Annotated in this window: 13 protein-coding genes; 5 read left to right on the forward strand and 8 right to left on the reverse strand. The window is 55.5% G+C overall.

What is annotated here, in order from left to right; all coding sequences use genetic code 11:
- The first annotated feature begins 491 nt into the window (after window positions 1-491).
- Window positions 492-1427, forward strand: a complete 936-nt coding sequence (locus tag R0140_RS02495; RefSeq protein WP_032736465.1) for a tRNA modification radical SAM protein MnmL/YtqA — start codon at window positions 492-494, stop codon at window positions 1425-1427.
- Between the two features lie 46 nt (window positions 1428-1473).
- Here the strand turns inward: R0140_RS02495 and R0140_RS02500 are convergent, their stop codons facing one another.
- Together R0140_RS02500 and R0140_RS02505 are read right to left on the reverse strand one after the other, a co-directional pair.
- Complete coding sequence (locus tag R0140_RS02500; RefSeq protein WP_008806658.1) at window positions 1474-2757, reverse strand: MFS transporter; 1284 nt, start codon at window positions 2755-2757, stop codon at window positions 1474-1476.
- Window positions 2758-2843: 86 nt separating this feature from the next.
- Entirely contained in the window at window positions 2844-3860 is a 1017-nt protein-coding gene (locus R0140_RS02505; RefSeq protein ID WP_012967168.1) for a Zn-dependent oxidoreductase, read from the reverse strand.
- 288 nt (window positions 3861-4148) lie between these two features.
- Here R0140_RS02505 and uxuA point away from each other — a divergent pair, with 288 nt between their 5' ends.
- The 4 genes from uxuA to mtgA all read left to right on the forward strand — a co-directional run bounded on the left by uxuA (window position 4149) and on the right by mtgA (window position 9311).
- Window positions 4149-5213, forward strand: a complete 1065-nt coding sequence (gene uxuA / locus R0140_RS02510; RefSeq protein WP_008806656.1) for a mannonate dehydratase — start codon at window positions 4149-4151, stop codon at window positions 5211-5213.
- Window positions 5214-5362: 149 nt separating this feature from the next.
- Window positions 5363-7702, forward strand: coding sequence for an aerobic respiration two-component sensor histidine kinase ArcB (arcB, locus tag R0140_RS02515; protein ID WP_012540466.1), 2340 nt, complete (start codon window positions 5363-5365; stop codon window positions 7700-7702).
- Between the two features lie 233 nt (window positions 7703-7935).
- Window positions 7936-8589, forward strand: a complete 654-nt coding sequence (gene elbB, locus R0140_RS02520) for an isoprenoid biosynthesis glyoxalase ElbB (protein WP_032733859.1) — start codon at window positions 7936-7938, stop codon at window positions 8587-8589.
- A complete protein-coding gene (mtgA, locus tag R0140_RS02525; RefSeq protein ID WP_008806653.1) occupies window positions 8586-9311 on the forward strand; it encodes a monofunctional biosynthetic peptidoglycan transglycosylase in 726 nt (241 codons plus the stop codon). Before elbB ends, mtgA begins: the two co-directional genes overlap by 4 nt.
- 63 nt (window positions 9312-9374) lie before the next feature.
- Here the strand turns inward: mtgA and npr are convergent, their stop codons facing one another.
- The 6 genes from npr to lptB form a co-directional block, all read right to left on the reverse strand.
- Window positions 9375-9647, reverse strand: a complete 273-nt coding sequence (gene npr / locus R0140_RS02530; protein ID WP_002918431.1) for a PTS phosphocarrier protein NPr — start codon at window positions 9645-9647, stop codon at window positions 9375-9377.
- Window positions 9644-10498: an RNase adapter RapZ gene (gene rapZ / locus R0140_RS02535; RefSeq protein ID WP_002918428.1), complete on the reverse strand. Its 855-nt coding sequence runs from the start codon at window positions 10496-10498 to the stop codon at window positions 9644-9646. The genes npr and rapZ overlap by 4 nt, the downstream gene beginning before the upstream one ends.
- Before the next feature lie 45 nt (window positions 10499-10543).
- Window positions 10544-11032, reverse strand: coding sequence for a PTS IIA-like nitrogen regulatory protein PtsN (gene ptsN / locus R0140_RS02540; RefSeq protein WP_004144926.1), 489 nt, complete (start codon window positions 11030-11032; stop codon window positions 10544-10546).
- Between the two features lie 70 nt (window positions 11033-11102).
- Window positions 11103-11390 (reverse strand): ribosome hibernation promoting factor, encoded by a 288-nt coding sequence (gene hpf / locus R0140_RS02545; RefSeq protein ID WP_004206206.1) that lies wholly within the window; start codon window positions 11388-11390, stop codon window positions 11103-11105.
- Between the two features lie 22 nt (window positions 11391-11412).
- The gene (rpoN, locus tag R0140_RS02550) at window positions 11413-12846 is read right to left on the reverse strand and encodes an RNA polymerase factor sigma-54 (RefSeq protein WP_008806652.1); all 1434 of its coding nucleotides are present in this window, start codon (window positions 12844-12846) and stop codon (window positions 11413-11415) included.
- Window positions 12847-12893: 47 nt separating this feature from the next.
- The gene (lptB, locus tag R0140_RS02555; RefSeq protein ID WP_002918417.1) at window positions 12894-13619 is read right to left on the reverse strand and encodes an LPS export ABC transporter ATP-binding protein; all 726 of its coding nucleotides are present in this window, start codon (window positions 13617-13619) and stop codon (window positions 12894-12896) included.
- Window position 13620 lies beyond the last annotated feature (1 nt).

Genomic DNA, 13620 nt, shown 5'->3' on the forward strand with positions numbered 1-13620 from the left:
GCAGAGTGCTCATCCAGAAAGCTTCCAGCGGATTCCCAACTTATCGGGAATCCACACTTACGTCAAATGGCAATCTTATTAATACAAAAATGTGCTATACAGGTGTTAACTTGTTGTTTTAAAAATAAATAGTGCCATTTTTCGTGCTATGAATACGCCTCAGGAAGGTCAGGCTAGTGTGATCTGTCTCACTGTGCACGCGGCTTTGCATTACCGTTATGCGCTGAAATGCATGTCATCATTAGCATATTTGACTGCCATATATTTTCTCAATGGATATTAATACTGTTTTTTACCGTGAAGAAGATTAGGGCTATCCGCAGGTGAAATATAAGGAAAACTCATCACCACAGAGGTGAATGAAATTGCAGTAATCATGATTGTTTATGCAATGAGGGTGGCCGCCGCGCTGACGATTGATCCAGGTCATCGCCGTCGGTGACAAAAAGTGGCAGGCTTGGCCCCCTTTGTTGAGGCCGGTCTATCAGATTATGCAGTTACAGAAATTAGTCAATATGTTTGGTGGGGATCTTATGCGCCGCTATGGCGAAAAGGTCCATAAGCTGACGCTGCACGGCGGTTTTAGCTGCCCGAACCGCGACGGCACGCTGGGCCGCGGCGGTTGCACTTTCTGTAATGTGGCTTCCTTTGCCGATGAGGCGCAGCAGCATCGCTCCATCGCCGAACAGCTCGCTCATCAGGCGCAGCTCGTCAACCGGGCAAAGCGCTATCTGGCCTATTTCCAGGCCTATACCAGCACCTTCGCTGAAGTGCAGGTGCTCCGCTCGATGTATCGTCAGGCCATCAGCCAGGCGAATATTGTCGGCCTCTGCGTCGGCACCCGCCCGGACTGCGTGCCGGAGGCAGTCCTCGATCTGCTGAGTGAATATCATGAGCAAGGATATGAGGTATGGCTGGAGCTGGGACTGCAAACCGCGCACGATAAAACCCTGCATCGGATTAACCGTGGGCATGATTTCGCTTGCTACCAGCGTACTGCGCGTCTGGCGCGAGCGCGAGGGCTGAAGGTCTGCGTACATCTGATCGTCGGCCTGCCCGGAGAGACCCAAGGCCATTGCCTGGAGACGCTGGAGCGGGTGGTGGCGACCGGCGTGGACGGCATCAAGCTGCACCCGCTGCACATTGTCAAAGGCAGTATTATGGCCAAAGCGTGGCAGGCCGGGCGTCTCAATGGCATTGAGCTGGAGGCGTATACCGTGACCGCCGGGGAGATGATTCGCCATACGCCGCCGGAGGTGATCTATCACCGGATATCGGCCAGCGCCCGTCGACCCACGCTATTGGCGCCGCTGTGGTGCGAAAATCGCTGGACCGGAATGGTTGAACTGGATCGCTATCTGAATGAGCAGGGCGCTCAGGGCTCGGCGCTAGGCCGCAGCTGGGCTGTGCCCCTGGCGGAGAAGTAGAAGCAGACGATGTCCGGGCCAAGGCCGGACATCGCTCTTCAGCCATTTATGCCTGACTGGCTTTCATCGTCATCCGTGGGGTTTTAATCACCAGCAGCACCAGCACGGCGCCAAGCGCGGCGATAGTGCCGGCGAGAATAAAGGCGCTGTCGAATTTGCCGGTGGACTGCACGATATAGCCCGTGACAATCGGCCCCACGATGCCGGAGACGCTGCCGATAAGATGGATAAAGCCGCTGGCGCCGCCGACGCGGGATTTATGCACCACGTCCTGAATAATCGCCCAGTAGATCGCCCCGGTCACATAGAGGAAAAAGATGGAGACCGACATCAGCAGAACGGCAGGAACGACGCTGCTAACGGTACCGGCGAGCCCCACGCAGAGCGCGGCCATTAGCAGGCATACCACCAGCACGATTTTGCGCGACAGCAGCAGCCTTCCGGTAAGGTTAAATATTTTATCGGATATATAACCCCCCAGCGCCAGACCGACAAAACCGACGATCCACGGGATCATGGTGGTGAGACTCATCTGTTTAATATCCAGATGGTGCTGCTGGACCAGATAGGACGGAAACCAGCTGAGAAAGAAAAACAGAATATAGTTGTAGCAGAAGAAGGCAAATGCCGTCACCAGAATAATAGGCTGCTTGAGATAATAACCCAGTGAGTGGGCCGTTTGATTTTCTACGGTTTCCAGGGCGTCCTCCTCTTGCTTCATTTTATTAATGAGCATGAGCTCTTCCTGACTGACATGCTTATGTTTGTCAGGCGAGTTGGCGGCAATAAAAAACCACACGACCATCCACACAATACCGATGGCGAAAATAATCATAAACGCGGGACGCCAGCCGAAAGCCAGGGCCAGATAACCGACGATAGGTCCGGCGACCGCGCCGCCCAGCGGAGAGCCGGCGCTGAGGAACCCCACTGCGGTTGCTGCTTGCTTTTTAGGAAACCAGCCGTTAATCATCTTGTTCGCTGAGGCGCAAATCGGGCCCTCTGCCATCCCGAAGAGCACGCGGAGCACCAGCATGGAATAAAAGCCGGTGGCAACCGCGGTTAAGCCGCAAAACAGCGACCATAACCCAACCGCCAGGCCCATCACCAATGTGGCGCCAAATTTATCGACGGCGAGGCCGCCAATAAAATTAAAGACCGCGTAGCCGAAGAAAAAGCTGCCGAAAATCATACCAAATTGTTCAGCGTTAAGTGCAAGGTCCTTTTCAATCATCGGCACCGTAATGGATAACGCCACCCGGTCCAGATAATTTATCATATACACTAAAAATAATAACAGGACGATAATCCAGCGAATATTTTTTCCCATGATAACACCATGCTCATTATATGATTTATATCAGGCGCGGCGGATCTACAGATATCCGTCGGCCGTTATTTAAAAATAATGTCGGCTTAGCCTAATTGCAGCAGCACTTTGCAGCAGGTCTTCCGATCGTTGGCGAAAATCTCCATGGCTTCTTTCACCTGCTCCAGCGGCATACAGTGGGTGATTAACGCCTCAGGATGGATAAGGCCTTTTTCCATCCAGTCGATGACCAGCGGAAAGCGCCCGCTGTTCAGCCGCGAGGAGAAAATGGAGATCTCTTTACTGGTGATGCTTTGCTGGGTCAGCGTGGACGCCTCGCCGGAGAAACCGAGTATGCCGATGCGGGCTGCAGGGGAGGCGAGGAGGATTGCCTCCTGCAGAATGGCTGGGTGGCAGGCGGCATCAATGACCAGCGTGGGGGCTATCTGCCGCTGCGCCAGCTGATCCGCCAGCGGCTGATGGGTGTTATCGAGCGTCAGATCGGCGCCGTTGTCCCGTGCCATCTGTAGACGTTCGGCAATGCGGTCCACGACGATCACCTGCTTAACGCCATACACCCCCTTCAGCGCCTGGATCACCGTCAGGCCCATTGGGCCAGCGCCGTAAACCAGGGCGATATCCTGCGGCGTGGGCTGCAGCTGGGCGGTAATATTTGCCGCAATAGTAAAAGGCTCAACCATTGTCGCCTGACGATCGCTGATAGCCTCCGGAATGCGCCAGGCATTTTTGGCCGGCACGCAGGCATAGTCGCTGAATCCCCCATCGCGGTGCACCCCGATGACCTGGAGCTGCGCGCAAACATTCGGCCGACCAACCGAGCAGGGATAACAATGGCCGCAGCTGACCACCGGATCGACCGCGACGCGTTCGCCAATACGCGCCGGAGAGACCTGCTCGCCGACGGCATCGACAATGCCGAAGAATTCATGACCAATAACGCGGGGATATTTCGCGAAGGGGTTGTGGCCCTGATAGATGTGTACATCGGAACCGCAGATCCCGGCAAAGGCGATTTTCACCCGTACTTCATGGCTGCCCGGAACGGGAACCGGACGTGATGCAATGTTCAGTTGGCCTGGCTCTTTGACGATGACGCTTCTCATTTCTGTTCCTTCCATTGTCTGTTTCGCGAACGAATTTCGCCTGTTTTTATTACCATACAAGTATGCATTTGATCATAAATAGCTCTGGATCACATTTGGAAGAGGTCGTCAGAAAAAGCCAGACTATTATTAATCTATTGAAATAAATTGAAAAAAAATATGAATGCGCCGGGATGGGCTTGCCCGGTGCAGGAATGTGATCGTTATCACGACAGGAAAGGGCAATTCGATTATGATTGCTGGTATGGTAGTAGGGTAAAAACACAAATTATGAAGCAGGTGATAACGATGCAGATGACAATGCGCTGGTTTGGGCCAGAGGAAGACAAGGTTTCATTAGAGCATATACGACAGGTGCCCGGCGTGGAGGGGGTCGTCGGCGCGCTCTATGACGTCGCGGTGGGTGAGGTATGGCCAGTCGATAAAATTGAGCGTCTGGTCAGCCAGGCCCATGCCGCGGGCCTGAAAATGGAGGTGATAGAGAGCGTCAACATTCATGATGACATTAAAATCGGCCTTCCTTCTCGTGACCGCTATATTGCCAACTATCAGCAGACCATTCGCCACCTTGCCCGCTTCGGCGTCAAAGTTATCTGTTATAACTTCATGCCGGTTTTTGACTGGATGAAGACAGATATGAACTACGTCCTGCCGGATGGTTCGTTGACGATGGCTTTTGAGAAGAAAGATATCGATAAACGGCTGGAAGACGTAGTGAAAGAGGTACTGGAGAACTCAAACGGCTTCGCCTTGCCGGGCTGGGAGCCAGAGCGGCTGGCGGAGGTGCAGACCCTGTTTGCCAAATATAGCGCGGTGGATGACCACAAGCTGCGGGAGAACCTGGTCTATTTTCTGCGGGCGGTGATCCCGGTCTGTGAAGAGGTCGGGGTGAAAATGGCGATCCATCCGGACGATCCGCCGTACTCCATTTTTGGCCTGCCGCGGGTGGTCAAAAACCGCGACGATCTGGACTGGATCTGCCGGGCCGTCGATTCGCCCGCCAACGGCATCACGCTCTGCACCGGCTCGATTGCCGAAGATCCGGATAACGATGTGTACGCCATCCTGGCAGAGTTTACCCGGCGCAAACGGATCCACTTTGCCCACGTCCGCAATATTAAGCTGATACGGGATAAAGATTTTTACGAGTGCGCCCATCCGTCAGAGTACGGTTCCCTGGATATGTACAAGGTGATGCAAGCGCTGTATGACAACGGGTTCGACGGCTATATTCGCCCGGATCATGGCCGCTTTATCTGGGGAGAGACCGGACGGCCAGGCTATGGCTTGTACGACCGCGCTCTCGGCGTGACCTACCTGAAGGGGCTCTGGGAGGCGTTAAGCAAGCGCTAATCGTTCTCCTGACCTTGCCTCTTTTTAGCGGCTGGTTCGCCTTGGCGACCAGCCGTCATATCAGCTCCTTCCCGCATTTTTTGCACAACTTACAGCGCATTGCTCAGAATTGAGTATTATTGTGCGGAGTTGTCGTGAAGGAATCCTCTATGAAGCAAATTCGTATGCTGGCGCAGTATTATGTCGACCTGATGATGAAGCTGGGTCTGGTCCGCTTTTCGATGCTGTTGGCTCTTGCGCTGGTGGTGCTGGCCATTGTGGTACAGATGGCGGTCACCATGGTGCTGCATGGCCAGGTAGAAAGTATCGACGTTATCCGCTCTATCTTCTTTGGTCTGTTGATTACCCCCTGGGCGGTCTACTTTCTCTCGGTGGTGGTGGAGCAACTCGAAGAGTCCCGCCAGCGTCTTTCGCGGCTGGTGGACAAGCTGGAGGAGATGCGAGAGCGCGATCTGAAGCTGAACGTGCAGCTGAAAGATAACATCGCGCAGTTGAATCAGGAGATTGGCGAACGTGAAAAGGCGGAAGCCGAGCGCGAGACCACTCTCGAGCAGTTGAAGATCGAGATGAAAGAGCGTGAAGAGACGCAGATCCAGCTCGAACAGCAATCCTCCTTTCTGCGCTCTTTCCTTGATGCTTCCCCGGACCTGGTCTTCTATCGCAATGAAGATAAGGAGTTTTCAGGTTGTAACCGGGCGATGGAGCTGTTGACCGGCAAAAGTGAGAAACAGCTGATCCATCTCAAACCGCAGGACGTCTATAGCGAAGAGGCCGCAGAAAAGGTGCTGGAAACCGACGAGAAGGTGTTCCGCCACAATGTATCGCTGACCTATGAGCAGTGGCTGGACTATCCCGATGGCCGCAAAGCGTGCTTCGAAATCCGCAAGGTCCCGTACTACGATCGCGTCGGTAAGCGTCGCGGCCTGATGGGCTTCGGGCGCGATATCACCGAACGAAAACGCTATCAGGATGCCCTCGAGCGCGCCAGCCGGGATAAAACTACCTTTATCTCGACCATCAGCCATGAGCTGCGTACCCCGCTAAACGGGATCGTCGGGCTGAGCCGTATTTTGCTGGATACCGAACTGACCAGCGAGCAGGAGAAATACCTGAAAACCATCCATGTCTCGGCGGTGACGCTGGGGAATATCTTCAATGATATTATCGACATGGATAAAATGGAGCGCCGTAAGGTACAGCTCGATAACCAGCCGGTGGACTTCACCAGCTTCCTTGCCGACCTTGAAAACCTCTCCGGTCTGCAGGCCCAGCAGAAGGGCCTGCGCTTTGTGCTGGAGCCGAGCCTGCCGCTACCGCATAAAGTGATCACCGACGGTACGCGTTTGCGCCAGATCCTGTGGAACCTTATCAGCAACGCCGTGAAGTTTACCCCCCAGGGCGGCGGGGTGAATGTCCGCGTGCGCTATGACGAAGGCGATATCCTGCACTTCGAAGTGGAAGACTCCGGAATTGGTATTCCTGAAGCGGAACAGGACAAAATTTTCGCCATGTATTACCAGGTCAAAGACAGCCACGGCGGCAAACCAGCCACCGGAACCGGCATTGGTCTCGCCGTCTCGCGTCGCCTGGCGCGCAATATGGGCGGCGATATCAGCGTAACCAGCCAGCCGGGTAAAGGGGCGACCTTTACGCTCACCGTCCATGCGCCTGCCATTGCGGAAGAAGTGGAAGATACGTTGGCGGAAGACGACATGCCATTACCCGCGCTTAACGTGCTGCTGGTGGAAGACATTGAGCTCAACGTCATTGTGGCCCGTTCGGTGCTGGAAAAGCTGGGCAACAGCGTGGATGTCGCCATGACCGGGAAAGCCGCGCTGGAGATGTTTGAGCCAGGCGAGTACGACCTGGTGTTGCTGGATATTCAATTGCCGGATATGACGGGGCTGGATATCTCTCGCCAGCTAAAACAGAACTTTGCCGCGGATGAGCTGCCGCCGCTGGTGGCCCTGACCGCCAACGTACTGAAGAATAAGAAAGAGTATCTCGACGCCGGGATGGACGATGTGCTGAGCAAGCCGTTGTCGGTGCCAGCGCTCACGGCCATGATCAAGAAATTTTGGGATGCGCCGGAAGAGGAAGCGCAGGAAGCGCCGGCGGCCGATCTGCATAAAGCCGACGCGGTGCTGGATACCGATATGCTGGAGCAATATATCGAACTGGTGGGACCGAAGCTTATCAACGATGGCCTCGCGGTGTTTGAGAAGATGATGCCGGGCTATATGTCTGTCCTCGAGTCCAATCTCACCGCCCGCGATCAAAAAGGGATTGTCGAAGAGGGGCATAAGATCAAAGGGGCGGCGGGTTCTATTGGTCTGCGCCACATCCAGCAGCTGGGGCAGCAGATCCAGACGCCGGATCTGCCAGCCTGGTCTGATAATGTCGCTGAATGGGTTGAAGAGATGAAATCTGAGTGGCAAAACGACGTGGCGGTACTGAAGGCGTGGGTGGCGAAGGCCGGGAAAAAATGACCCCGGACAGACCGGGGTGCGCGAATACTGCGCCAACACCAGGGAACTGGTGGTTGAGCCAGTGTTATTTGAGTGATGTTGTTACGTGGCGCAACCTGAGAAGTGGATTGCTCGCTCATTAAGATAGCAAAGCTTAACTAATTTGTTACATGAATCAGTAAAATATGTGAAGCATAGCGAGTAAATCGACATTTTTGACTGGTTTCAGCGAGTTGCATGGAGGAGCGAAAGCGATGAAAAAAATTGGTGTGGTACTGAGCGGCTGCGGCGTGTACGACGGCAGTGAAATTCATGAAGCGGTGATTACCCTGCTGGCGATCGCGCGCAACGGCGCGCAGGCGGTGTGCTTTGCACCCGATAAACCGCAGCGCGACGTCATCAACCATCTGACGGGGGAACCGCTGACGGAGCAACGCAATGTGCTGGTGGAAGCGGCGCGAATTGCCCGCGGCGACATCTTACCGCTGACGCAGGCGCGTGCGGAGACGCTGGACGGGCTGATCGTCCCCGGCGGCTTCGGCGCGGCGAAAAATTTAAGCAGCTTCGCCGCCGAGGGCAGCGAATGTCAGGTGGACCGCGATCTGCAGGCTCTGGCACTGGCGATGCATCAGGCCGGCAAACCGCTGGGTTTCATGTGCATTGCCCCGGCGCTGCTGCCGAAGATTTTTGCGTTTCCGCTGCGCATAACCATCGGGACCGATCTCGATACTGCCGATGTGGTCGAAGAGATGGGGGCGGAGCACGTGCCTTGTCCGGTCGACGACATCGTGGTGGATGAAGAGAACAAAGTGGTCACCACCCCGGCGTATATGCTGGCAGAGAATATTGCTCAAGCCGCCACCGGGATCGAAAAGCTGGTCGCCCGCGTGCTGGCGCTGAGCGCATGAGGCTCCGCGTTGCGCCCTTTGCGCTGCTAAAACGACTGGCGCTGCGTCTGCTGCTGATCGCCGCCGTCTTCTGGGGCGGGGGGATCGCGCTGTTTAGCGTGCTGCCGGTGCCGTTTTCGGCGGTGATGCTTGAGCGGCAGGTGAGCGCCTGGCTCTCCGGAGATGTCCACTATCTGGCGCACTCTGATTGGGTCGGCATGGATGAGATCTCTCCGTGGATGGGGCTGGCGGTGATTGCCGCCGAAGATCAAAAGTTCCCGGAACATTGGGGGTTCGACGTATCGGCGATAGAAAAAGCGCTGGCGCACAATGAGCGTCATGATACCCGCATCCGCGGCGCGTCAACGCTGTCGCAGCAGACGGCGAAAAACCTGTTTTTATGGGATGGCCGCAGCTGGTTGCGTAAGGGGCTGGAAGCCGGGCTGACGGTCGGTATAGAAACCGTCTGGAGTAAAAAGCGGATCCTGACCGTCTACCTGAATATTGCCGAGTTTGGCGATGGGATATTTGGTGTGGAAGCGGCCGCGCAGCGCTATTTTCATAAGCCTGCCAGCCAGCTGACGCCGGGGGAAGCGGCTCTGCTGGCCGCGGTACTGCCAAATCCGATCCGCTATCGCGCTGACGCGCCTTCGGGCTATGTGCGCAGCCGCCAGGCTTGGATCTTACGCCAGATGCGACAGCTGGGCGGGGAAGGGTTTATGCGCGAGCATAAGCTGTATTAGCGCGTGAATCCGGCGCCGGGGCTGGCACTGTCGCCAGTCGGCCGTCGCCGGGAAGCGTGACGCTTAGTCTTCATCAAATCCGGCATTAAAAAGAGCAATCACCGCGGCGAGCGCCTCAACTTCCTGCGGACCGCTGGCTTCCACCTCTATCTGCCGCCCTTTCGCGGAGTCCAGCATCAGCAGGGCAATCACGCTGTTTGCTTCCGCCTCCGTGCCTTCATCGTTGCGCAGCAGTACTTCGGCATCGAAATTCTGCATCAGCTCAAACAGTTTCATCGCCGGGCGGGCGTGCATGCCCAGCTTATTGGTGATTTCAACGGTCTGCTTTACGGTCATGATTTACGTTTTTCCAGCGTCCGATGACGAGACTGTACGTTCTTGCCGCGGGAGCGGAAGTAGTCAGCCAGTTGTTCAGCAATATAAACCGAACGATGTTTACCGCCGGTGCAGCCAATGGCCACCGTCAGATAGCTGCGATTGTTGGTCTCCAGCATCGGTAACCATAGCTCAAGATAGCTCCGGGTCTGGTAAATAAAGTTGTGCACTTCAGTGTGCCGGTCAAGGAAGGCGGCCACCGGTTTATCCAGACCGGTCATTGGACGCAGTTTCGGATCCCAGTGCGGGTTTGGCAGAAAGCGCACGTCAAAGACGTAATCAGCATCGATCGGAATACCGTGCTTGAAGCCGAAGGATTCGAAGACCATCGTCAGTTCGCGCTCGCGTTTGCCTAACAAGCGAGTACGCAGCATTTCCGCCAGCTCATGCACCGACATTTCGGACGTATCGACGATCAGATCCGCACGGGAGCGCAGTGGCTCCAGCAAGTCGCTCTCTTCGTCGATGGCGCTTTCGAGCGACAGGTTCTTGCTGGAGAGCGGGTGTAAGCGACGAGTATCGCTGTAACGGCGGATCAGGGTATTACGATCGGCATCAAGGAACAGCAATTGCGGAGAAAAGCATTCCGGCAGGTTCTGCATCGCCTGTTCAAAGATTTCCGGTGATTCCGGCATGTTACGCACGTCGATGCTGACGGCCGCGGAGATATTGCGGTCAGCCAGCGACCGCGCCAGATCGGGCAGCAGCACGACCGGCAGGTTATCCACGCAGTAAAAGCCCATATCTTCCAGCGCTCGCAGAGCGACGGATTTCCCCGAGCCCGAGCGGCCGCTGACGATCATCAGTACCATGTACCGTTTCTCCTCAGTACGATAAAGGATAAGGTGCGACTGCCGTTATGCGTCATCGCTGCTTCCTGCTTCGGTGATGATCTCATACAACTCTTCATCGCTCTGCGCCGCGCGCAGGCGACGGCAAATCGCTTTGTCCGCCAGCCGTTTGGCCACCAGGGAGAGCGTATGCAGGTGAGTCTTTGTCTGGTCGGCTGGCACCAGCAGCGCGAACAGCAGGTCGACAGGCTGATTGTCGATCGCGTCGAAGGCGATGGGGGTTTCCAGCTGGACAAAAACGCCGACAGCACGCAGCGTATCCTCTTCCAGTTTACCGTGAGGAATGGCAATACCATTGCCAATCCCGGTACTGCCCATTTTTTCGCGGGTGAGGATCGCTTCGAACACCACCTGCGGCGGCAAACTTAACTGTTTGGCGGCCAGTTCGCTAATGATTTCCAGAGCACGCTTCTTGCTCTGGCAGTGAACCTGGCTACGGGTACATTCCTGGTTCAGGACGTTGCTCAGTTGTAGAGCCGAATCGTTGTTCATCATAATTTCACCTGAGCGCCCCCGCGCCCGCCGCCGATGTTAAACCACGACGGACGCAGGGGGGCCCGGACAATTAGTGTTGTTTTAGTTTATCTTTGTGCTTCGTTAACTGCCTTGCCAGCTTGTCGATAAGACCATCGACAGCTGCATACATATCCTGCCCTTCCGCACTGGCATGGATTTCGCCACCGTTGACATGCAGATTCGCGTCCGCAATTTGCGTCACTTTCTCTACTTTTAACACAATATAGACCTGATTGATCCGGTCGAAAAATTGCTCCAGTTTGCTGAACTTCGCCGTGACGAAGTCGCGCATCGCGGGGGTGATCTCGACGTTGTGTCCTGTAATGTTGAGCTGCATAGTGTCTTCCTTATCGGTTGTGTCAGACCAGTTGTTTACGCTGGTTTGACGGCGGAATGGATAAAGACTCTCTGTACTTCGCGACAGTGCGGCGCGCGACCATGATACCCTGCTCGGACAGCATGGAGGTGAGCTTACTGTCGCTCAACGGCTTCGCGGGGTTTTCCGCGGCGATTAACTTCTTCACCAACGCGCGAATGGCCGTCGACGAGGCTTCGCCGCCGCCTTCGGTATTCACATGGCTGGAGAAGAAATACTTCAGTTCAAAAATACCGCGCGGACTGTGCAGATATTTTTGCGTGGTGACACGGGAAATGGTGGATTCATGCATCTCGACAGCCTGGGCGATATCGGCCAGCACCATCGGCTTCATATACTCTTCACCCTGTTCGAAAAAAGCCTGCTGCTGTTCAACGATGCAGCGGCTGACGCGCAGCAGCGTATCGTTGCGGCTTTCGAGACTTTTGATTAGCCAGCGGGCTTCCTGCAGATTGCTGCGAATGAACTGGCCGTCGGCGTCATTGCGGGTGCTGTTGCCCATTGCCGCATATTGCTGATTAATCTTCAGCCGGGGAATGCTGTCGGCGTTGAGCTCCACGGTCCAGCGGCCACTGACCTTGCGGACCAGTACGTCGGGAATGACATATTCCGGTTCACTGGTATGAATGGACTGGCCAGGGCGGGGATCCAGCGACTGGATCAGATTCACCGCCTCTTTCAGCACCTCTTCTTTCAGGCGCGTTACTCGCATCAGGGTGCGGAAATCGTGGTTAGCCAGCAGATCGAGATGGTCGCTGATAATCAACCGGGCCTCTTCCAGCCACGGCGTCTCTTTAGCGAATTGCGACAGCTGGATCAGCAGGCAGTCGCGCAGATCTTTCGCCGCGACGCCAACCGGATCAAAACGCTGGATGCGCTTCAGAACGGCCTCCACCTCTTCCAGGCCGATTTCGTCATCGCCAATGCTGTCGACGATGTCTTCAATCTGAATGGTGAGATAGCCCGTATCGTCGACGGCGTCGACGATGGAGGTGGCAATGGCGCGGTCAGTGTCGGTGAAGGGCGTCAGCTCGACCTGCCACATCAGATAATCCTGCAGCGTCTGAGTGGTTTCGCCTTGATAGACGGGCAGCTCGTCGTCCTGATAATCCACGCCGTTGCCTGACGGCGTACCGGCGGTATAGATTTCATCCCAGCTGGCATCGAGAGGGAGCTCGTCCGGCATCTCTTTTTGCTCAAGCGCATCGACGGTATCGAGGGACTCGCGGTCCTCCACTTCTTTCGCCTCTACCTCGTCGTGAAGATCGGTTTGCTCAAGCAATGGGTTACTTTCCAGCGCTTGCTGGAGCTCTTGCTGGAGTTCTAACGTGGACAACTGCAGCAAACGAATAGCCTGCTGCAGTTGCGGCGTCATGGCAAGCTGTTGGCTAAGCCTTAATTGCAAACCTTGCTTCATGTTCAGGGTAAATATCTCCGGCTAAAACGTCTGTAACCTCTACCCTATCAGAGTCTGAAGTCTTCCCCAAGATACACGCGCTTAACCTGCTCATCTTCGAGGATCTGCTGCGGCGTACCATGAGCAATAAGGTGTCCCTGACTGACAATATACGCCCGTTCGCAGACGGCGAGGGTCTCTCTGACGTTATGGTCGGTGATCAGTACGCCGAGGCCGCTGTCGCGCAGGTGTTCAATGATGCGTTTGATATCGATAACGGAGATGGGGTCAACACCGGCAAAGGGTTCATCCAGAAGGATAAATTTCGGGTTCGCCGCCAGCGCGCGAGCAATTTCGACACGGCGGCGTTCACCACCGGAGAGCGCCTGACCGAGGCTGTCGCGCAGGTGCTCAATATGAAACTCTTCCATCAGCTCTTTGGCGCGATCTTCCCGCTGTTCGCTGGTTAAATCGTCACGGATCTGCAGGACCGCCATCAGGTTGTCATAGACGCTCAGACGACGAAAAATAGAGGCTTCCTGCGGCAGATAGCCGATGCCCCGGCGCGCGCGCGCGTGCAGCGGTAGCAGACTGATGTCTTCGTCATCGATAATAATATTGCCCGCGTCGCGCGGCACAATGCCGACCACCATGTAGAAGGTGGTGGTTTTACCGGCGCCGTTCGGGCCGAGCAAGCCGACAATCTCTCCGGAGTTAACGGTGAGACTGACATCTTCCACCACGCGGCGGCCTTTATAAGCTTTGGCGAGGTTCTTCGCAGTTAAGGTTGCCATA

Origin of the sequence: Klebsiella sp. w6, assembly GCF_033100215.1 — a bacterium.
GTDB classification, from domain to species: Bacteria; Pseudomonadota; Gammaproteobacteria; order Enterobacterales; family Enterobacteriaceae; genus Klebsiella; species Klebsiella variicola.